Source organism: Microvirga rosea (genome assembly GCF_020595095.1).
Taxonomy (GTDB): domain Bacteria; phylum Pseudomonadota; class Alphaproteobacteria; order Rhizobiales; family Beijerinckiaceae; genus Microvirga; species Microvirga rosea.
In genome coordinates, this window is sequence record NZ_JAJDOP010000002.1 from 660,835 (window position 1) to 679,947 (window position 19,113).

The window sequence follows — 19,113 nt, forward strand, 5'->3', positions numbered from 1 at the left end:
GCCCGCCATTCCGGTCAATGATTGCCAACTTTTGCAGCGAGCTAGGGCTTTCCTTACAGGCTGAGGCTCTCTCTGAACAGGTCACCTTACGGTAATTCCGGACAAACCACCGCAGGACAAGTATTTTGATATGCTATACCATAATAGGGATGGAGCGATTTGAGGAGCCGGATGATGGCGAGCGAGCAGATCTTCACGTGGGAAGGGATCAGCCTGCCCTCCTACTGGGGTGGGAACTGGGGCACCACGACGGCGGATGTCGCCTTCGACCGGATCAAGGACACCGGCGCCAACTCGGTCGCGATCATCCCGTCGTTCTTCATGCCGGACAAGACCAGCAACACCATGGGCCTGGCGGACGTCCCGAACTTCAAGAGCGAGACCTTCGCCCAGACGAAGGCGGCCATGGCCGATGTCACATCGCGCGGCATGCAGGTGATGCTCAAGCCGCACGTCGAGTCGATGGATTACACATGGCGCGCGGAAATCGCGCCGACCGACCCGAACCTCTGGTTCCAGAACTACAAAGGGATGATTCTCCAGTACGCCCAGCTGGCCGAGGAAACCGGCGCGCCGATGCTGTGCATCGGCACCGAACTCAAGAGCATGAGCGGTGCCGCCTACCGCGACAAATGGGTCGATCTGATCAACGCCGTTCGCAGCGTCTACCATGGCCTCGTCACCTATGCGTCGACCTATGACGAGGTGAAAACCGTCAGCTTCTGGGACAAGGTGGACTATATCGGCATAGACGGCTACGTGCCGCTGACGTTGGTCAACAACCCGACGGTCGACGATCTCGTCCGTGGCTGGACCGAGCCTTCGAGCAATTCCTACGTGCACGATCTTTACGGCGGCAAGTCCGTGGTGGATTTCTATCGTGGCGTTTCGGAGCAGTACGGCAAGAAGATCATCTTCACGGAAATCGGCTATCGCAGCCTTGATGGAACCGCCAAGGATCCCGGCCGCTGGGCCGATGGCGGAACCGTCGATGAACAAGAGCAGAGGGACGCTTACGATGCTCTTTTCAAAGTGATGGAAAACCATGGGGGACAATGGCTCGATGGCGCCTTCCTGTGGAGCTACCACCCGTTTGAGGATCCGGTGGCGCACGGCGTCCAGAAGACCGACTTCACCCCGCAGAACAAACCCGCCAATGCGGTTCTGACCGCAGGATATTCGAGCCCCGCGCATGTGACGGGCCTGACGCGGAACGGAACGGCACTGGCCGAGAAACTCGATGGCGGCTATCACAACGACGTTCTGAACGGAGCCGGAGGGAGCGACTCCCTTTGGGGTGGCGCCGGAGACGACCGCCTGACCGGCGGGAGCGGCGACGACACGCTGGAAGGCGGCAGCGGGATCAACGTCGCGGTGTTCTCCGGAACCAAAGCCCAATACATCATGGTCAAAAACGCGGATGGCAGCTTCACCGTCACCGACACCCGCTCGGGGCAGGACGGCAGCGATCATCTCAAAAGCATCCAGATCGCCCAGTTCAGCGACCAGACGCTGGACCTTGGCACATTCGGCACCACCCCGCCGCCGTCGGGCGGCACCCCGACCCCTCCTCCTTCCAACGGCGATGCCTCACCCGCGGTGCTGCGCGGAACCGCCCGCAACGACGTGCTGACGGGCCAGGACCGTGCCGAGCTGATCTTCGGCTTGGCGGGCAACGACACGCTGCGCAGCCGTGGCGGCGACGACAAGCTGTGGGGTGGCCTGGGCAACGACAAGCTTTCTGGCGGCGCGGGCAAGGACGTGTTCGTGTTCAACACCAAGCTGAACAAGAAGACCAACCTCGACAAGATCGCCGACTTCAACGTCAAGGACGACACGATCTGGCTCGACAACGCCATCTTCAAGAAGCTCGGCAAGGGCACTGAACTGAAGCCGGGCAAGCTCAACAAGGCGTTCTTCACCATCGGCGACCACGCCAAGGACAAGAACGACTATCTGATCTACGACAACAAGAAGGGCGTGCTCTTCTATGACGCCGACGGCTCGGGCAAGGGCAAGGCGATGGAAATCGCCACGCTGTCCAAGAAGCTCAAGATGACCGTCGACGACTTCAAAATCATCTGAGAAGGCCTGACCGTGGAAACCGAAAAGCATGCTTTGCCATGGCCAAGCTTTCACGAGGAGGCCCTCGTGCCTCATCACCAAGCTCTCCATCACCAACGATGACGCTACGAAATGAAGATCCTGTCGCGCCGAATCCGCGAGAGTCCTTTGATTAATCCGGCAATCATGCGACACTTTTCGAAGCAGCTTTTTTAATGTTCAGACGATTTGCCATAACGAGAGTTTTTTCAATGCCGGGATGCCGCCGTGCCTTTGTGGGAAGAATTGCCGGTCTGGGCATCGCGGCGGTGCTTTTAAGCCCTGCAGTGGGTCAGGAAAGCTCAGGCACCCCGTCCAATCCCCTGTTTCTGACCGTCAAGCCATCCGGGTACGAGGCCGATACGGAGGCGCAAGCCCGGCAGGAGCGTCTGCTGAAGCGGATGGAGCAGGCCGATTACTCCGTTCGGTCCATATGCGTGAATTGCGGCGATGCCTGGAAACACCAAACCTACGCCCCCTTCAATCCCCTTCAATCCCTTCAGGCGCCCCATCCGACAGATGACTGATCAGCCAAACTTGGCTTGAACACCGCCAAAGGATGCGTATATCGGGGCAGTGGGGACGACCCCGCCTCATCCAGCACCCCGGTAGGGACGGCCCTGCCATCGACGGAGGTCCTGTCATGGCATGGATCCTACTTGTGCTCGCCGGTCTGTTCGAGGTCGGTTGGGCGATCGGGCTGAAATATACGGAAGGCTTCACGCGGGTCGGCCCATCGGTCTTCACCATCGTGAGCATGATCATCAGCGTCCTGCTTCTCGGTCTGGCGCTCAAAACTCTTCCGGTTGGAACCGGCTACGCGGTCTGGACCGGAATCGGAACCGTGGGCACCGCTCTCCTTGGCATCTATCTCCTCGGCGAACCCGCCACGGCGGCCCGCCTTGCCTGTATCGGCCTGATCGTCGCCGGGATTCTCGGCCTCAAATTCGCGGTATAGCTGAAGCAGCGAACCCGGTCAGCCGTTCCCGCCGAGCGTGTCCGTGGAACTGTGCATCCTGTTGGGAGGTTGGAGACACACCATTCCAACAGGACCGCGACATGTCACTTCAAGGTACGAGTAAGCCATCACCGACATCGCTGACGTCAACCGCATGGCTCGTTCTCCTCGGCTGGACTGTCGTACGGCTTGTCACCCTAGGGGGCCGATCGCAGGAAGCGGCCTCCCCGGCCGGGCGGGCGGCTCCTGCGCGGCAAGGGACGCAGCAGGGGACGCGGCAAGGAACCGGGTTCGGTGCCCGGACGGAGGGAAGCCGCGCTGAGGCGGCCGACAGCGGACGGGGCCGTCAGGCGGACAAGCCGACGGAAATCCCCGCGCAGGGCTGGAAAGACATTCTCTGGCGCGTCTACGAGCGTATCCAGCATGACCGGGTCATGCTGGTCGCCGCCGGTGTTACGTTTTACGCGCTCTTGGCCATCTTTCCCGCCATCACCGCGCTTGTTTCCATCTACGGACTATTTGCCGATCCGGCGACGATCCAGGAACATTTGACCACTCTCTCGGGCTTTATGCCCAGTGGAGCGCTCGAGATTATCGGCGAACAGGTCACGCGCATCGCCAGCAAGGGCGCCGGAACGCTGAGCATCAGCTTCATCATCAGCTTGGTGATTGCCCTGTGGAGCGCCAATGCGGGCATGAAATCGATCTTCGATGCCCTCAACATCGTCTATGAGGAGCCGGAAAAGCGCTCCTTCATCATGTTGAACGTCGTCTCCCTGTCCTTCACTCTTGGGGCGATCGTCTTCCTGCTTGTGGCCCTCGGGATGGTGGTCGTGCTGCCGATCGTTCTCGACTATCTGGGCCTGGGGCCATGGGCGGAAACTCTGGTCTCCGTCCTGCGCTGGCCGGCGCTGCTCATCGGGATCGTGTTTGGCCTTGCGTTGATCTATCGCTACGGACCCAGCCGCGACAATCCGAAGTGGCGCTGGGTCACACCGGGCAGCATCGCGGCATCGGTGCTGTGGTTGGTCGGCTCCATGCTCTTCTCGTGGTACGTCGCGAGCTTCGGCAGCTACAACGAAACCTATGGATCGCTCGGCGCCGTGATCGGCTTCATGACGTGGATCTGGATTTCCACCATGATCATTCTGGTCGGCGCAGAAGCGAATGCGGAGATGGAGCATCAGACCGCAAAGGATACGACCGAAGGTCCCCATCAGCCCCTCGGCACTCGCGGAGCGAAGATGGCGGACACGGTCGGTCAGTCGAAGGCGTGATCCCTTCGACTGGACCGATATCCTGAGCCTCGAGTGAGGTTCTAGAAGACGCACTCCCGGAAAGCCGGACGCACGGATCCGCCCCAGGCGCCGTGATAGAGATCGAGGAGATGCTCCGCCGGCGTGCGCCCCGATTCGATGATCTGCTCCACATAAGCGAGGTGGTGCGTTTCATCCTGGCCCGCTTCGTCCTTGAAGGCGCGGCGTTGAAGTCCGGCCTGCGAGAGAGCAAGGGCGTCGCGGGCGATATCATGCACGGTCCGTCCGCCGATGCGCGCCTTCAAGGCCTGCTTCGGCACATCGGCGCGCAGTTGATTGCGCTCCGCCGCACTCCAGCCCTTCACCAGTTCCCAAGCCCCATCCAGGGACGCGTCGTCATATAGCAGCCCCGTCCAGAACGCCGACAAGGCCGTGATCTGCTCGAGCGGTCCGACATCGGCGCCGCGCATTTCCAGATAGCGCTTGAGGCGCACCTCCGGGAAAAGGGTCGAGACGTGGTTGGCCCAGTCGGAACGCGTCGCGCGCTCTCCGGGCAGTTGCGCGAGCTTGCCGGCGAACAGGTCCCGGAAGGAGGCGCCGGCCACGTTATGATAAGTGGAATCCCGCTTCACGAAGTACATCGGCACATCGAGAGCCCAGTCCACGTAGCGCTCGTAGCCGAAACCATCCTCGAAGGCGAAGTCCATCATGCCGGTGCGGTCGCCATCCGTATCGAGCCAGATGGCGGAGCGACGGGACAGGAAGCCGTTCGGTTTTCCATCCGTGAACGGAGAATTCGCAAAGATCGCGGCCGCGACCGGCTGAAGCGCAAGCGATACGCGCAGCTTCTTCACCATGTCGCTTTCCGACGCGTAGTCCATATTCACCTGCACGGTCGCCGTGCGGTACATCATGTCGAGCCCGAGATTGCCGACCTTCGGCATGTATTCGGTCATGATGCCATACCGTGCCTTCGGCATGACGGGTGTTTCGGCGCGGGTCCACTGCGGGCTCATGCCAAGGGTCAGAAAGCCCATTCCGAGCCGCCGCCCTACGGCTTTGACCTGCTCGAGGTGGCGTGCCGTCTCCGATGCCGTTTCATGGAGCGTCTTCAGGGGTGCGCCCGACAGCTCGAACTGACCACCGGGCTCCAGGGAGATGGCGCCGCCCTCTTCCTCATCGAAAAGGCCGATCGGCAGACCGTTTTCCAGGATGGCTTCCCAGCCCGTGATTTCCTGGAGCCCCTCGAGGAGCGCGCGAATGCCCTTCGTCCCTTCGTAAGGGACCGGGGACGCGTCTTGCGTATAGAACGGGACCTTTTCATGCTCGGTGCCGAGCCGCCATTGGTCCCGCGGCTTCTCACCGGATGCTATCCAGTCGACAAGCTCGGCGCGTGCGCCGAGAGGGGTCGTATCGGATACGTCCCGCGCCATGAATCACCTCATCAAAAAAGCGCGTTCAAGGCGCGCCGACTCAGGTCGCGTCTAGATAGGCGGGTTACGGACAAGCTGCAATGAGCGATCGGCCGAGAATGCACGAGCGCTCCACCGTTGTCGACGCCTCGGCCCCGATCGGGCCGAGGCTCCTTTCAGGTCAGGCCTGCTCCGGAAACGCCCTCACGCCGTCCGAGTCAGTGCCGGACCATGTTTTCGCCCACCGTCTCGGCGGCGAGCCAGTCCACCACGCCGAAGAGTGCATCGCGGTTCGAAAGGCCCCGGCCGACCGCCTCCGTAAACAGCATCAGCTGCCGGTCGGCACTGGTTCCCCGTGCGATGATCCATCGGCACAGGTCGAGTTCCCGCCGGCACCCGAGGGCCTCGGCGTCCTCCGCCACGAGCGCGAGGGTTTCGTCAAGCATCTGCCGCACCGGCTTGGCGCTGCGGGAGGCCTCGTCGACGAAGCTCCCGTGAATGCCGTAGCGCTGGGCGCGCCAGCTGTTTTCGTCGTTGATGGCCCGGGACGCGCCCGTCTGCCCGGCATTGAGCTTCTTGTCGAAACTCAGGTGCCTGACGAGGCAGCGGTACAGGGCGGCAATCGCCAGGGTATCGTCAAGGCGCGTGCAGCTGTCAGCCACCCGCAGCTCCAGAGTCGGATGCTTCAAGGACGGCCTGATCAGCCACCACACATAGCTCGAATTCTCGATCGCACGAGCGGCCACCAAAGTGTCGATATAACGCTGGTAGTCCTTCTCGTCCTCGAAAAGATCCGGCAGACCCGTGCGTGGCAGCTCCCGATACGCCGCGAGCCGGTAGCCGAGCAGGCCCGTCCTCTGCGACTGCCAGAACGGCGAGGAGGTGGACAGCGCCAGAAGCAGGGGCAGGAAAGGCTGAATCCGGTTCATGATGTCGATGCGGGTCGCAAGGTCTTCGATTTCCACATGGACATGCATTCCGCAGACGACCGTGCGGCTGCCGATCATCTGCAGATCGTGCATCACCTTGCCGTAGCGCGGCTGCGCGCTCGGCCGAACTCTCGACCAGACCGCCAGGGGATGAGTGCCCGCGGCCATCACCGTAAGACCATGCTCCCGGGCAATTTCTCCCAGCGAGGAGCGCAGCCTCGTGAGCTGCGTCCGCATCTCGGCGAAGTCGAGGCTGGGATTTGTCGCGATCTCCACCTGAGGCTCGAGCATCTCGTGCTGAACGCCGTCCTCAAGCTTTTCGTGACAGGACGCAAAGAATTCCTTTATTCTTGCGCGGGCGACATCCCGTTTAACGGCGTCATTGACGAAGTATTCTTCCTCAATACCGAACCTGAATTCCCCACCCATACTTGAATCCTCTTACTATTATTCTTGAGCCCACGCGTGCTAAGCATCGCCCTGCTACGACGATACCCAACCTCCCCTTTTTTGGGGCGAGATTGGGGCGGGTCGAGCCGAAACTGCTAAGCTGTTGTATCTAGAGAAAGATCCGTTTCGCTCGTCGTCGGGGGAAGACCTTATGTCCAGTCTCCCAACACGGACTGGACGAGGGCCAGGGCAGCGACGGCGGCGGTGTCAGCGCGCAAGATTCGCGGCCCCAACGATACGCGGATACATCTTTCGTGGGCGGCGACAAGCGCTCTCTCCTGCTCAACGAACCCCCCTTCGGGGCCCACGATAACGACAAACTTGGCCGCGTTGTTCCCACGTGCTTCCCGCGCTTTCGAGAGCGCCTCGACCGGGTTCGCCACAGGGGCATCCTCGTCACAGAAGACGACAACACGGTCCTTTTCCAAGCCATTGACAAACTTATCGAAATTCATCTCGTCCCGAACATCGGGCAGGCCCAGAATGCCGCACTGCTCGGCTGCCTCGATGGCGTTACTCCGCATGCGATCGAGGTTGACCCTGGTTGCCTGCGTGCGACGGGTCAGAAGCGGCTGGAGAGCGCCGGCCCCCATCTCCACCGCCTTCTGAACCATATAGTCGAGGCGGGCATGCTTGAGGGGCGCGAAGGCATAGATGAGATCCAAGGGGGCCGTCTGCTCCCGGGTGCGGAGGACGCAGACCAGATCGGCGGCTTTCCGTCCCTCGACGGCCAGCTCGGCCTTCCATTCCCCATCGCGCCCATTGAACACCAGGACGGGATCCTCGGCCTTCAGGCGCAGGACATTGAGGAGGTAGTTGGCTTGCGCCCGATCAAGCGATATACGCGCCCCCTCGGACAAGGGCGCATCGACGAAGAGCCTGGGAGCAGTGAAATCGTATAAGGCCATGAAAACTCCACAACGTCAGGCAGGATTAGCAATTCCTGCCGGCCGGCGGGAGGCGGAGGGCCACGCTGTTCACGTGAATTTAGGTGTGCCTCAACACATCTTGACCTAACGAGACCATTCGCCCCTTGGCCGAGAGAGAGTGAACGTGTTAACGGAACAGCGGCGCGTGATCCGCCGCGTGCTTCCAGATTCAGGGAATGTGTCGATGCTGCCTATTCGTTCGCACCTTGCTGCCGCCCTTGCCGCTGCAGGCGTCTTCATGGCTGCCCCTGCCTTCGCGCAGACGAGCGGCTGCGGGGATGCGCAGAAATTTCTGTCCGAGCGCCAGAGCCTGATCCAACAGATCAACAAGCTCGGCGGCAGCGGGAAGAAGAAGACGATCGATCCCCGTGCCGCCTGCGGCATCTTCACCAAGCTGGTTTCCAACGGCTCGACCGGCCTCAAGTGGCTCGAAACCAACAAGACCTGGTGCCAGGTCCCGGACGAGTTCGCCAAGGGCTTCGAAGAAGACCACAAGCGCGCCGTGGACATGAAGGGCAAGGCCTGCGCCGCGGCCGCGAAGGTCGCCGAAATGGAGAAGCAGGCCAAGAAGGCCCAGCAGAACGGCGGCCCCGGCGGCCTTCTCGGTGGCGGTGGCCTGACCGGCTCCTACAGCATGCCGAAGGGCGCCCTCTAGTCGGCCCCGCCTGTGCCGGAGCGTCCTGCCGCCGCAGCTCTGCCTGATGCCGTCCGCGGCCATTGGGCCGACCGGCTCGCGCCGGCGGCTCTCCGGCCTTACCTGCGCCTCGCCAGGGTGGAGCGGCCGATCGGCTGGTGGCTTCTGCTCCTGCCCTGCTGGTGGTCGGCGGCGCTCGCCGCCATCGCGGGTGGGGCGCCCTGGCCCAATCCCCTGCATTGCCTGCTGTTCCTGATCGGCGCCGTCGCCATGCGCGGGGCAGGCTGTACGTACAACGACATCGTCGACCGGGATCTCGATACCCGGGTGGAGCGGACCCGCGGGCGTCCCCTGCCCTCGGGACAGGTCAGCCTGAAGGGCGCGCTCGCCTTTCTGGCGCTGCAGGGTTTCGTCGGCTTGGCCGTTCTCCTCCAGTTCAACGGCTTCGCCATTGGGACAGGTTTCGCGTCACTGGGCATAGTGGCGCTTTATCCGTTCATGAAGCGGTTCTTCTGGATGCCTCAGATCGTTCTCGGCCTTGCCTTCGCCTGGGGCGCCCTGATGGGTTGGGCCGCCGCGTTCGGCGCGTTGGGCATCCCTGCCCTTCTGCTCTATGGGGGAAGCATCGCCTGGGTCGTCGGCTACGACACGATCTATGCCCTCCAGGATATCGAGGACGATGAGATCGCGGGGATCAAATCCTCCGCGCGATTCTTCGGCGAGCGGGTCCGGCTGGGGGTCGGCATCTGCTACGCCCTCACCCTTGGCTTTCTCATTCCGGCCTTCCTGCTCGCAGGCGCGGGCCTTCCGGCCTATGCGGGCCTTGGCCTCTTCGCCGCCCACCTCGCCTGGCAGGTGATCAGGATCGACCGCAGCGACGGGATGGGCGCTCTCCGCCTTTTCCGGTCCAACCGGGATGCGGGCCTGATCCTGTTTGCCGCCATGACCCTCGACGCGATCCTGCGGGCTTTCTAGAGCCCTGACGAGCGCATCGTTCGGCGCGGCAAACAGGCACCGCCCTTCCACACGATGCGCTAACAGGCCTGCTCCACCGGCTGGGCAAGGGGTTGCCGCCGACGCAAGGTCAGCAGGCACAGGGCGAACGCCCCGACGGAGCACGCCGCGATGACGGCCACCATGGGCAGCACCGTACCGTCATAGAGGAGACTGACGATCACGATCATCACGCCGCCCGTGACCATCTGGAGCGTCCCGCCGAGGGCCGATGCGATCCCCGCGATAGGGCCATGATCCTCCAGGGCGAGCACCATCGTCGAAGGAATGACGAGCCCCAGGAACGCGAACGACAGAAACAGCAGCACGATCAGCACCGCCAGATTGTCGACGCCTGCCAGGGAAGTCGCCAGGAGCACCAGGGCGAAGAGGGCATAAAGGGTGACGGCCGCCGTCACGACGCGGGCCATTCCGTAGCGGGATCCGAGACTTGCGGTGAGTTGGGAGGCTCCGATGAAGCCGATCGCGTTCAGGGAGAACGTGAAGCTGTACTGAGTCGGCGTCAGCCCGAAATGCTCGATATAGATGAAGGAGGAGCTGGCCAGAAAGGCAAAGAAGCTCGACATGCCGAGCCCGCCGATAAAGGTGAGCCCGAGGAAGTGCCGGTCCTTGAACAGGTAGGCAAATCCTGACAGCACCTCACCGACGCTGACCTTGATACGGTCCTCGGGCGGGCGGGTCTCGGGCAGGGAGAACATCAGCATGATCAGGCTCACCACCGCGGCGGCCGTGACGGCGACGAACACGGCGCGCCAGCCGAACGGCACGATAAGCGCGCTGCCTGCCAGCGGTGCGAGGATCGGCGACACGCTGATCACCAGCATCACCAGGGACATCAGACGCGTCGCCTCGATCCCCGTATGAAGGTCCCGGATAATCGCCCGCGGGATCACCATGACCGAAGCGGCGCCGATCCCTTGCACGAAGCGGAAGAAGATCAGCGCCTCGATGCTGCGCGCGAAGATGCAGCCGATCGACCCGACCATGAAGAAGGCTAGCCCCGCATAAAGGGGCCGCTTACGACCGATCATATCGGACAGGGGGCCGTAGACGATCTGGCAGATCCCGAACGCGATGAAGAACGCCATCAGGGTCATCTGCGTCGCGGCCGTCGAGGATTGGAGATCCGACGCGATCGTCGGCAACGCCGGGATGTACATGTCGATCGCAAAGGGCCCGATTGCGGAGAGCAGGCCGAGCACCAGGGCGGTTCTGGCATAGCGCGAGGTCATCGTGTGATCTTCCGAAGCAAAGAAGAGAAAGGGGAAGGGTAGCGGTGCTTATCCCTCGGCGAGAGCCTTGAGGTTGGAAAGGCCGTCCTCGAAATCCCTGCCGATCATCGTGTCCATATTGAAGAACAGTCCCATGAGTTTTGCGACATAGGGGCTGGGCCCGTGCATCGCCCATGTGACCTGGGTCGAGTGGTCGTCGCGAGGCGCGATGACGAACTCCGCGATATTGTGCCCTTCAAAGGGCCTGATGAAATCGAGCTTGATGGTGATCTGCCTCGCAGGAGATGCTTCGGCGATTTCCATGCGACCGGAACCGACTTGGTTGTTTCCGTCCCATTGATACACGGCACCCTTGCCGCTTTCAGCGCCGCTCAGCGTCCGCTTCATGGCCGGATCCTTCTTCTCGTAAGGCGACCAGGATCCCCAATGACGGAAGTCATTGATGAGAGCATAGATCTTTTCCGGCGGAGCCTTGATGCTGGCACTGCGCTGGACCTGAAAAGTGTCGGGGCGGGTCGCCGCGACGACAAGCACGGCGACAAGCAGGACGACGATAACGAGTGCGGCGATCTTGAGCATGGATTCCCCCTTTTTCGTTCATCTGGTTTTTATGCGGAGCGCCGCGCAAGCGCCCCCGTGAGGAATGTCGCCTCACGCCTGCTGCGGCAGCGGGGCAACAAGCATCCAGCGATGGCCGAACGGATCGTTGAGCATGGCGAAGCGCGATCCGAAGAAGGCATCGTGCGGGTCAAGTTCGCTCTTGCATCCGGCCTCGATGGCGCGGGCGAACGTCGCGTCGACCTCCGTGGGGCTGTCGTAGGAGACCGCGACCGAGACCGGAGATTTCCTGTCCGGGAGCGGAGCGGACCCGCCGTCGAATTCCGCGAACTCGTCCGAAAGCAGGACCCTGCCGCCGTTGATGGTGAGATCGGCATGCATCAGTCGCTTGCCGTCCTGCGCCATCATGCGGGCGTTCTCCTTGGCGCCGAACACTTTCTGGTAAAGGGCAATCGCATCGCTCGCGCCATTGACGGTCAGGTACGGCGAGATCTTCGCAGGTTCTGGTGCGGTGGTCATGGGTGCTCCACGGTTCGGTCAGCGGCAAGGTTGTGAAAGACGGTTTTGGCTTTGAACCGGTCGGACGCCGGACGAGAGCCTGCTTATGAGAGAGAGCGCAGGTCGGCTCTGAAAATCTCCGGCTCCGAGGCGACAAGCTCCTCGATGCGGGCCTGCATGTCCCGCCAGATGGGTACGGCGGCGGTCAGGAGATCGAGCCCCTCCTTCGTCAGCGACAGGAGACGGCTGCGCTTGTCGTTGGGGTCCGGCGCAACGGTCACGAGCCCCCTCCTTTGCAGCGGCTTGAGGGCGGCCGTGAGGGTCGTTCGATCCATGGCAAGCAGGGATGAAACGCTGCCCATCGTCGGCGGATGAGGACGATTGAGGGACATCATGAGGGAAAACTGTCCGTTCGTGAGGCCCAAGGGCCGCAGCACGTCGTCATAGCGGCGCGCGATGGCGCGCGCGGCCCGCTGGACGTGGAGGCAGAAGCAAGCATCGCGAACCTCCAGCGTGACGGCGAAAGGAACAGTGTCGGGCTTTGACATGGCCTTACTATGTTGATATCAACATTTTTGTCAAGCGCATTCGTGCCGCCGTCCCTGCCGCCGATGCATCTTTCCGTTCGATCCTCGCGAGAGCCCTCATGGACACCGCTGCATTCACGACCCGGCCGGAAGACGAGATCCGTGCGCTGATCGAGGGATGGCGCGGCGCAGTGCTGGACCGGGACCCACACCGCATCGGTGCCTATTACGCACCGGACATCGAAGCCTTCGACGCCATATCGCGGCTCCGCTTCAGCGGCCTCGAATCCTATCGACGCCATTGGGAAGAGTGCTTTGCGGCCGGCGGCGCGATGATCTTCGAGATCCGGGATCTCGCGATCACGGCCACCAAGGAGCTGGCATTCGCCCATTTCCTGAATCGATGCGGCCAGAAAGGTGCGGACGACACGGAAATGGCGGCCTGGATGCGCGCGACGCTCGGCTATCGCAAACACGATGGCCGTTGGCTGATCGTGCATGAGCACATCTCGGCTCCCTTCGATCCGGAGACCGGGGAAGCGATGATTCATCTGCTTCCGTAGGATGGCGTGCCCCCTTCCGGTCGTGTGACGGCGAGGCGTTTGACCCCCGACGGCTCATGCCTTAAGCGGCTATATTGTCTCGCCCTCAATGGAAGCTGCGTCGCAACAGCCTATTCGGTTCCGGACCGACCGATGCGACACCCCCGGGAGCCGCATGAAACCGACGCGTCGACAAGTCCTCGGATCGCTTTGCACCTCGGTCTTCGCGCCGACCGTCCTGTCCGGCTTCACGACGCCGCCCGGGCTTGCCTTCGCGGGCTTCGACCAGGGCAACAGCCGCTATCAGCAATACCTGAATGTCTGGAGCCGCTATCTCTCGGGTGCCTCCGTGGACGAGGCCGAAGCCATGCGCCTGCTCGAACACCCGGAGAGCTTCCGGGAAAGGCGTGAGGCCTTTCCGGATGCAAGTGCTTTCGGCGTGTTCACCAGCTGCACGCCTCATCGGGATGTCTTCCATGATTGCCTGGACTTCAGCCTGCGCTGGCTGACGGCCCCGGACAATCCGGACCCGGCCCTGCCGCCTCTTTACAACCGGGGCCAGCTCTATTCCTGGCAATGGTCCTTCTGGGGCCGAGCCGCGCTTGAACTTTACGAGGCGACCGGGGAGAAGCGCTTCCTCAAGCTCCTCGTCGGTGCCGCCCAGAACGTGATGGCTGCGCGGGACGACCGGCACGGCATCGTCGACGAGAACCAGAAACGCGTGGTGAAATCCTGGGGCTCCGTGATCTCCTTCGGCGGCCCTCCCATGCGCGGAACTGACGTTACGGCAACAGGCCTTATCGCGTTGCCGATCCTGCAGCTCGCCAACCGTCTGGCGGCCCGGGGCGAGCTGGACGAGGAGGTGGCGGATCTTGCGCAGCAGGTCGTGCCGTCTTTCGACGAGTACGAAATGTTCTACGTGGACCTGCCGGCCTTCGATGCCGGCTGCTATCGCTACGCCTTCATTCCCCAGGCCATCGACCCGATCAACCACATCAATGCCTTCGGCGCCGGGCTCGTGGAGCTTCATGCGTTCACGGAGGATCCGCGTCACCTGGAAAGGGCCCGCAAGCTCTTCAACTTCTACCGGAACGCCATGGTGGTGGATCGCGATGGAGCGATCTCGACGCCCTACGAGCAGGATCCGGAGTTCAAGAAGCGGCCGAAGTCCGAATGGTTCTGGAAGATGACCGTATCGGCGGAGCTTCCCCTGGCCCTGGCCCGTTACGGCCAGATCGTCAAGGAAGAAGAGATGATCGGGATTGCCCGGACCTATGCGGACGTGGTGATGGCGGACCCCACGGGCATCAATGCCATGACGCGGCGAAGCGACAAGGCGCGGATGATCGATTTCAAACAACCGCTGGACAACGAGACGGCCGAGTACCGCAGCTACGTCCCCATGATTGCCGCGAGCCTGTTTTTCGTGGACCGGGAACATCGGATCGGCCAGAAACTTCTCCGATACATGCTGTATTACCCTCAATGGTTCACCAACGGCCTCTTCAGCGGCGGCGGTATCGCCATGCTTGCCCGCGCCTGTTCCCTGCGCCGGGGATTCCGGCTGTGACCAAGGAGCGGAGCCGTTCCCCGCTTGCGAGACGCCTCGCCATCTCCAGCCATGACCTGCCGCATCCGGCTCATCCCCGAAGTGGCAATTCGCTTTGTCCGGTACCACCTGTCATCTGATGCTTGCTTCTTTGCCCCCTGACCCATCGCTGGCCTCCGCTGTGCGCGACACGGCCCGGGAAGCCGGTGCCCTGGCCCTGCCTTACTTTCGCGAAGGCACGCAGACTGCCGCTCGGCTCTGGTACAAGGAGCGCAGTTCGCCGGTGACGGAAGCCGACATCGCCCTCGATGACTTCCTGAAGAAGCGCCTGACCGAACTTCTGCCGGAAGCGGGCTGGCTGTCCGAGGAAACGGCCGACAATCCGTCACGGCTCGATCATTCGGCCGTATGGATCGTCGATCCGATCGACGGTACCCGCGCCTTTGCGACCGGCCATCCGGATTGGTCCGTTTCGATCGCCCTCGTCAGGGACGGTCGTCCCATTCTCGGAGTGGTTCACGCCCCCGTCCATGACCGGCTCTACGAGGCCTCCCTGTCCCGAGGCGCCTTCTGCAACGGGGTGCGATTGGAGCTGGCGTCGGGATCGAAGGAGCGCCTTCGTGTCGCAGGTCCCAAGCCGCTGATCGACCGCGCGGAGCGCAGGCTCGGAACCATCGAGCGACTTCCCAAGGTACCGTCCTTGGCTCTCCGGCTCGTGCGCGTGGCCGAGGGCGCCATCGATGTCGGGCTTGTCTCGTCCAATGCCGCGGACTGGGACATCGCAGCCGCGGATCTGATCCTGCACGAGGCCGGCGCCCAGCTGACGGATTTCGGCGGGCGGATGCCCCCTTACAATCGCCCCAATCCGAGCCATGGCGAGATGGTTGCCGCTCCGTCATGGTTGCATCCGCGGGCGGTTAGGGCCATGAGGACTTGAGAATCAGCTTTCTCCATAGCAACTAGCCTTCTCCACATCCTTGGAAAGAGATGACGATCCCATGACCGACGCGCCCGGCAAGCAGCTCCTTCACCTCGTGTTCGGAGGCGAGCTCGACAACCTCGACTCCATCACCTTCAAGGACCTGTCCAAAGTCGACATTGTCGGAATCTATCCGAACTACGCCACCGCCCACGCGGCCTGGAAGGCCAAGGCGCAGGCCAGCGTCGACAACGCTCACATGCGCTATTTCATCGTGCACCTGCACCGTCTGCTCGAACCGGATCAGACCTGATCGGCACCTTATGAGCCTGGTCAAACGCATCACCCGCTCCCGTGTGGTCCAGGAAGCCCTCGGATTCCTGGTCGCGAGCTACTTGAAGCTTGTGCAGCGCACGAACCGGTTCGTCATGGAGCCGGCGGATGCCTATGACCGGATCGGCCCGATGATGCCCGTGATCGCCGCCATGTGGCATGGGCAGCATTTCATGATCCATTTCGCCAAGCGCCCCCAGGACCGGGCCGCCAGTCTCGTGTCCCGCTCGGGCGATGGTGAATTCAACGCCATCGCCCTTCGTCATCTGGGCATCCGGGCCATCCGAGGCTCGGGAGCCCGGGGCCGGGACATCCGCAAGAAGGGCGGCATTTCGGCAATGCGCAGCATGCTGCGGGCCTTGAGCGACGGCGAAATGGTCGTCATGACCGCCGATATCCCCAAGATCTCGCGGATTTGCGGCGAGGGAATCGTCACCCTGGCCCAGCTGTCCGGCCGTCCCATCGTGCCGGTCGCCGTCGTGACGAGCCGCCGCATCGACTTCGACAGCTGGGACCGGGCAAGCCTTGGCCTTCCGTTCGGGAAAGGCGCCATGGTGCTGGGCGAGCCCGTCTCCGTACCGCGCGACGCGGACCCCGCCGCGATCGAGGCGGCCCGTCAGGCCGTGGAACGCGGCCTCGATGCCGTTCACGCGCGGGCCTATGCTCTCGTCGGATCCAAGGATCCGGGCGCGAGGAAGCGGCAGGACGCTCCCGCCCTTGCTCGGGAGACCCGCGCATGAGGCTGCCGCTGCTGATCAGGATCTATCGGACGATGACCTCGGTCCTGGAACCGGCGGTGATCGGCCTGCTTTACTGGCGCCAGCGCAAAGGCCGGGAGGACAAGACCCGGCTCGGTGAACGCAGGGGCTATCCGAGCCGTCCGCGCCCGAAGGGCCACCTGGTCTGGGTCCATGGGGCGAGCAACGGCGAAACCCTGTCCCTCATGCCGATCGTCGAGCGCCTGACGCAACGGGGCCTGTCGGTTCTGGTCACCTCGGGAACGAAGACGTCCGCGGCCCTGATCGCCAGGCGGCTTCCACCCGGCGCGGTGCATCAATATTTGCCCTTGGACGTGCCGCGCTACATCCGGCGCTTCCTGAAATACTGGAAGCCGGACCTCGCCCTTGTGGCGGAGTCCGAGATCTGGCCGAACACCGTCGTGGCCCTCGACCAGCGCCAGATTCCCCTCGTCATGGTCAACGGCCGGATGTCGGACCGTTCCTATCAGCGCTGGCAGAAACTGCCCCGCAACATCAAGGCTCTGCTGGAGCGCTTTGCCTTGTGTCTTGCACAGACCACGGAGGACGCGGAGCGCCTGGTCCGCCTTGGGGCTCCCCGGGTCCTCGTGACCGGCAATCTGAAATTCGACTCGCCGCCGCCCCCCGCGGATCCGCGGGCCGTCGCCCATCTGGCCGGCCTCGTCGCAGGGCGCCCGGTCTGGTTGGCGGCGAGCACTCATCCCGGTGAGGAGGGAAGCGCCCTCGCGGTGCATCGGGCCCTTGCCCAAAGGCACCCGAATCTCCTCACCATCATCGTGCCCCGCCACCCGCAACGGGGGCCGGAGATCGCCGCCCTGGCCGGACAGGCGGGCCTGAGGGCCAGCCGCCGCTCGCAGGGCATGGCCCCCGATCGCGCGACGGACGTCTACATCGTCGATACCATCGGCGAGATGGGTCTCTTCTACCGCCTGTCGCCCGTCGTGCTGATGGGCGGAACCCTCGTCCCCGTCGGCGGCCACAATCCCATCGAGCCGGCCAAACTCGGCGCGGCCATTCTCCATGGTCCTCACACGCATAACGCCGCCGAGATCTATGAAGCCATCGACAAGGCCCGGGGGGCGCTGCTCGTCAACGACAATGCCAGCCTCGCACGGGCGACCAGCGAATTGCTGAGCAACGCGGCCCTGACCCGGAACATGGCGCGGGCGGCAAGCGACGCCGTGCAGGCTCTCGGCGGCGCGGTGGACCGGACAATCCAGTCGATCGAGCCCTTCATCGTGCAGGCCAAGCTCGGGGCGCGGCGCTGATGCGCACCCCGGAATTCTGGACCAGACAGCCCCCCTCGCCGCTCGCACGCCTGCTTCAACCCCTCGGCCTTCTCTATGGTGCAGTGACCGCCCGGCGCATGAACCGGCCCGGGATCAAGGCCGATATCCCGGTTCTGTGCATCGGCAATTTCACGGCCGGCGGAGCGGGCAAGACGCCGACCGCCATGGCGGTCGCGGACATTCTGGCGGAGGCGGGGGAGACACCGGTTTTCCTGTCGCGCGGATATGGCGGCCGCCTGAACGGCCCGGTTCAGGTCCGAATCGATCACACGGCATCGGATGTCGGCGACGAGCCCCTCCTTCTGGCCGGGATCGCCACCGCCGTCGTTTCGCGGGACCGCCCGGCGGGAGCGCGCCTCGCCGCCGGGATGGGCGGAACGGTCGTGATCATGGATGACGGGCTGCAGAACCCGTCCCTCAGGAAGGATTGCACCATCGCGGTCGTCGATGGCGCAACGGGCGTTGGAAACGGCCTTCCCGTTCCGGCCGGTCCCCTTCGGGCGGCCCTTGCCGCCCAGTGGCCCGTTATCGATGCCGTCGTCGTCATCGGACAGGGGATCGACGGGGAGCGCGTTGCCGAGGAGGCTTCGAGGCTTGGGAAATCCACGTTCCGGGCGCTGCTCGAACCCAACGAGGCGATCGTCGAAACCTTGCGCGGCAAGCCGCTTCTCGCCTTTGCGGGAATCGGGCGTCCGGGCAAATTCTTTTCAACCCTTGCGGCCTGCGGCCTGAATATCGCGCGGGAGGTCCCGTTTCCGGACCATCATGCGTTCAGCGCGGCGGACATTGCCGGACTGAAGCGCGAAGCGGAGCGCCGCGGGTTGCAGCCGGTGACGACGGAAAAGGACCTGGCCCGCATGGCGGGCGCCGGCGACCTGCCGGATTGGCCCGGCCTGATGGCTCTGCCGGTCCGGCTGCAGCTCGAGGAGCCCGAGGCTTTCCGGAGTTTTATTCTTGAGAGGCTTCGCACCCGACGCGGCGAATCTTCTTCAGGCTGAAGAGGTCCCCGTTTCGAGGACCCGGGTCATGACCGCCTCGGGAGAGGAATAAGCTTCCTGCCGGTCCACGCTCCAGTACTTCAGCTCGTCGAGCGGAATCGGCTTGCCGGTCACGCCGCAACGCACGAAGGCTCCGGGCTTGATGACCCGCAGGTCGCTGTCGAGATATTGGACGATTGCCTCGCCGCCGACCGGTTCGAATTTGTTCATGGGATCTGACATCAC

At 63.3% G+C, this 19,113-nt stretch carries 21 protein-coding genes; 13 read left to right on the plus strand and 8 right to left on the minus strand.

The features are described from left to right. Positions 1–171 precede the first annotated feature (171 nt). From LJD17_RS07545 to LJD17_RS07560, 4 genes are all read left to right on the plus strand, one after another. Positions 172–2,085 (plus strand): glycoside hydrolase family 113, encoded by a 1,914-nt coding sequence (locus LJD17_RS07545; protein WP_227383531.1) that lies wholly within the window; start codon positions 172–174, stop codon positions 2,083–2,085. A 230-nt stretch (positions 2,086–2,315) separates the two neighbouring features. Then, the gene (locus tag LJD17_RS07550; RefSeq protein ID WP_227383532.1) at positions 2,316–2,630 is read left to right on the plus strand and encodes a hypothetical protein; all 315 of its coding nucleotides are present in this window, start codon (positions 2,316–2,318) and stop codon (positions 2,628–2,630) included. A gap of 116 nt (positions 2,631–2,746) precedes the next feature. Next, entirely contained in the window at positions 2,747–3,061 is a 315-nt protein-coding gene (gene sugE / locus LJD17_RS07555; protein ID WP_227383533.1) for a quaternary ammonium compound efflux SMR transporter SugE, read from the plus strand. Positions 3,062–3,162: 101 nt separating this feature from the next. Continuing rightward, complete coding sequence (locus LJD17_RS07560; protein ID WP_227383534.1) at positions 3,163–4,338, plus strand: YihY/virulence factor BrkB family protein; 1,176 nt, start codon at positions 3,163–3,165, stop codon at positions 4,336–4,338. A 41-nt stretch (positions 4,339–4,379) separates the two neighbouring features. Here the strand turns inward: LJD17_RS07560 and LJD17_RS07565 are convergent, their stop codons facing one another. From LJD17_RS07565 to LJD17_RS07575, 3 genes are all read right to left on the minus strand, one after another. Further along, entirely contained in the window at positions 4,380–5,750 is a 1,371-nt protein-coding gene (locus tag LJD17_RS07565) for a glutamate--cysteine ligase (RefSeq protein ID WP_227383535.1), read from the minus strand. 197 nt (positions 5,751–5,947) lie between these two features. After that, positions 5,948–7,087, minus strand: a complete 1,140-nt coding sequence (locus LJD17_RS07570) for a carboxylate-amine ligase (RefSeq protein ID WP_227383536.1) — start codon at positions 7,085–7,087, stop codon at positions 5,948–5,950. Between the two features lie 170 nt (positions 7,088–7,257). Further along, positions 7,258–8,016, minus strand: a complete 759-nt coding sequence (locus LJD17_RS07575; protein WP_227383537.1) for a 16S rRNA (uracil(1498)-N(3))-methyltransferase — start codon at positions 8,014–8,016, stop codon at positions 7,258–7,260. A 205-nt stretch (positions 8,017–8,221) separates the two neighbouring features. Here LJD17_RS07575 and LJD17_RS07580 point away from each other — a divergent pair, with 205 nt between their 5' ends. Further along, the gene (locus LJD17_RS07580; RefSeq protein WP_227383538.1) at positions 8,222–8,692 is read left to right on the plus strand and encodes a hypothetical protein; all 471 of its coding nucleotides are present in this window, start codon (positions 8,222–8,224) and stop codon (positions 8,690–8,692) included. A 12-nt stretch (positions 8,693–8,704) separates the two neighbouring features. Continuing rightward, the gene (ubiA, locus tag LJD17_RS07585) at positions 8,705–9,646 is read left to right on the plus strand and encodes a 4-hydroxybenzoate octaprenyltransferase (RefSeq protein ID WP_227383539.1); all 942 of its coding nucleotides are present in this window, start codon (positions 8,705–8,707) and stop codon (positions 9,644–9,646) included. 59 nt (positions 9,647–9,705) lie between these two features. Here the strand turns inward: ubiA and LJD17_RS07590 are convergent, their stop codons facing one another. The 4 genes from LJD17_RS07590 to LJD17_RS07605 form a co-directional block, all read right to left on the minus strand. Further along, positions 9,706–10,917, minus strand: coding sequence for a multidrug effflux MFS transporter (locus LJD17_RS07590; RefSeq protein WP_227383540.1), 1,212 nt, complete (start codon positions 10,915–10,917; stop codon positions 9,706–9,708). 48 nt (positions 10,918–10,965) lie between these two features. Further along, a complete protein-coding gene (locus tag LJD17_RS07595) occupies positions 10,966–11,496 on the minus strand; it encodes an SRPBCC family protein (RefSeq protein ID WP_227383541.1) in 531 nt (176 codons plus the stop codon). 72 nt (positions 11,497–11,568) lie between these two features. Next, positions 11,569–11,994, minus strand: a complete 426-nt coding sequence (locus LJD17_RS07600) for a VOC family protein (protein ID WP_227383542.1) — start codon at positions 11,992–11,994, stop codon at positions 11,569–11,571. 83 nt (positions 11,995–12,077) lie between these two features. Continuing rightward, complete coding sequence (locus LJD17_RS07605; protein WP_227383543.1) at positions 12,078–12,521, minus strand: MarR family winged helix-turn-helix transcriptional regulator; 444 nt, start codon at positions 12,519–12,521, stop codon at positions 12,078–12,080. Between the two features lie 98 nt (positions 12,522–12,619). Between LJD17_RS07605 and LJD17_RS07610 the strand changes: the two genes are divergently transcribed. From LJD17_RS07610 to lpxK, 7 genes are all read left to right on the plus strand, one after another. Then, positions 12,620–13,063, plus strand: coding sequence for a YybH family protein (locus LJD17_RS07610; RefSeq protein ID WP_227383544.1), 444 nt, complete (start codon positions 12,620–12,622; stop codon positions 13,061–13,063). A gap of 154 nt (positions 13,064–13,217) precedes the next feature. Further along, on the plus strand, positions 13,218–14,612 hold the full coding sequence (locus LJD17_RS07615; RefSeq protein WP_227383545.1) for a hypothetical protein: 1,395 nt from the start codon (positions 13,218–13,220) through the stop codon (positions 14,610–14,612). 118 nt (positions 14,613–14,730) lie between these two features. Next, entirely contained in the window at positions 14,731–15,528 is a 798-nt protein-coding gene (locus LJD17_RS07620; protein ID WP_227383546.1) for a 3'(2'),5'-bisphosphate nucleotidase CysQ, read from the plus strand. Positions 15,529–15,589: 61 nt separating this feature from the next. Further along, the gene (locus tag LJD17_RS07625) at positions 15,590–15,823 is read left to right on the plus strand and encodes a DUF4170 domain-containing protein (protein ID WP_227383547.1); all 234 of its coding nucleotides are present in this window, start codon (positions 15,590–15,592) and stop codon (positions 15,821–15,823) included. 10 nt (positions 15,824–15,833) lie between these two features. Beyond that, positions 15,834–16,583 (plus strand): lysophospholipid acyltransferase family protein, encoded by a 750-nt coding sequence (locus tag LJD17_RS07630; RefSeq protein ID WP_227383548.1) that lies wholly within the window; start codon positions 15,834–15,836, stop codon positions 16,581–16,583. Further along, positions 16,580–17,869 (plus strand): 3-deoxy-D-manno-octulosonic acid transferase, encoded by a 1,290-nt coding sequence (locus LJD17_RS07635; RefSeq protein WP_227383549.1) that lies wholly within the window; start codon positions 16,580–16,582, stop codon positions 17,867–17,869. The genes LJD17_RS07630 and LJD17_RS07635 overlap by 4 nt, the downstream gene beginning before the upstream one ends. Beyond that, positions 17,869–18,888, plus strand: coding sequence for a tetraacyldisaccharide 4'-kinase (gene lpxK / locus LJD17_RS07640; RefSeq protein ID WP_227383550.1), 1,020 nt, complete (start codon positions 17,869–17,871; stop codon positions 18,886–18,888). Before LJD17_RS07635 ends, lpxK begins: the two co-directional genes overlap by 1 nt. On the opposite strand, the gene LJD17_RS07645 is transcribed toward lpxK, so the two are convergent. After that, positions 18,880–19,110 carry a DUF2093 domain-containing protein gene (locus LJD17_RS07645; RefSeq protein ID WP_227383551.1) on the minus strand — a complete coding sequence of 77 codons (231 nt, stop codon included), beginning with the start codon at positions 19,108–19,110 and terminating at the stop codon, positions 18,880–18,882. The genes lpxK and LJD17_RS07645 overlap by 9 nt on opposite strands. Positions 19,111–19,113 lie beyond the last annotated feature (3 nt).

Coding starts and splice junctions, on each gene's coding strand:
- LJD17_RS07635 (WP_227383549.1), top strand. CDS start 16,580: ATGAGGCTGCCGCTGCTGATCAGGATCTATCGGACGATGACCTCGGTC.
- LJD17_RS07565 (WP_227383535.1), bottom strand. CDS start 5,750: ATGGCGCGGGACGTATCCGATACGACCCCTCTCGGCGCACGCGCCGAG.
- LJD17_RS07615 (WP_227383545.1), top strand. CDS start 13,218: ATGAAACCGACGCGTCGACAAGTCCTCGGATCGCTTTGCACCTCGGTC.
- LJD17_RS07550 (WP_227383532.1), top strand. CDS start 2,316: ATGCCGGGATGCCGCCGTGCCTTTGTGGGAAGAATTGCCGGTCTGGGC.
- LJD17_RS07575 (WP_227383537.1), bottom strand. CDS start 8,016: ATGGCCTTATACGATTTCACTGCTCCCAGGCTCTTCGTCGATGCGCCC.
- LJD17_RS07595 (WP_227383541.1), bottom strand. CDS start 11,496: ATGCTCAAGATCGCCGCACTCGTTATCGTCGTCCTGCTTGTCGCCGTG.
- LJD17_RS07600 (WP_227383542.1), bottom strand. CDS start 11,994: ATGACCACCGCACCAGAACCTGCGAAGATCTCGCCGTACCTGACCGTC.
- LJD17_RS07580 (WP_227383538.1), top strand. CDS start 8,222: ATGCTGCCTATTCGTTCGCACCTTGCTGCCGCCCTTGCCGCTGCAGGC.
- LJD17_RS07545 (WP_227383531.1), top strand. CDS start 172: ATGATGGCGAGCGAGCAGATCTTCACGTGGGAAGGGATCAGCCTGCCC.
- LJD17_RS07625 (WP_227383547.1), top strand. CDS start 15,590: ATGACCGACGCGCCCGGCAAGCAGCTCCTTCACCTCGTGTTCGGAGGC.
- lpxK (WP_227383550.1), top strand. CDS start 17,869: ATGCGCACCCCGGAATTCTGGACCAGACAGCCCCCCTCGCCGCTCGCA.
- LJD17_RS07605 (WP_227383543.1), bottom strand. CDS start 12,521: ATGTCAAAGCCCGACACTGTTCCTTTCGCCGTCACGCTGGAGGTTCGC.
- LJD17_RS07570 (WP_227383536.1), bottom strand. CDS start 7,087: ATGGGTGGGGAATTCAGGTTCGGTATTGAGGAAGAATACTTCGTCAAT.
- LJD17_RS07645 (WP_227383551.1), bottom strand. CDS start 19,110: ATGTCAGATCCCATGAACAAATTCGAACCGGTCGGCGGCGAGGCAATC.
- LJD17_RS07610 (WP_227383544.1), top strand. CDS start 12,620: ATGGACACCGCTGCATTCACGACCCGGCCGGAAGACGAGATCCGTGCG.
- LJD17_RS07620 (WP_227383546.1), top strand. CDS start 14,731: ATGCTTGCTTCTTTGCCCCCTGACCCATCGCTGGCCTCCGCTGTGCGC.
- sugE (WP_227383533.1), top strand. CDS start 2,747: ATGGCATGGATCCTACTTGTGCTCGCCGGTCTGTTCGAGGTCGGTTGG.
- LJD17_RS07560 (WP_227383534.1), top strand. CDS start 3,163: ATGTCACTTCAAGGTACGAGTAAGCCATCACCGACATCGCTGACGTCA.
- LJD17_RS07590 (WP_227383540.1), bottom strand. CDS start 10,917: ATGACCTCGCGCTATGCCAGAACCGCCCTGGTGCTCGGCCTGCTCTCC.
- LJD17_RS07630 (WP_227383548.1), top strand. CDS start 15,834: ATGAGCCTGGTCAAACGCATCACCCGCTCCCGTGTGGTCCAGGAAGCC.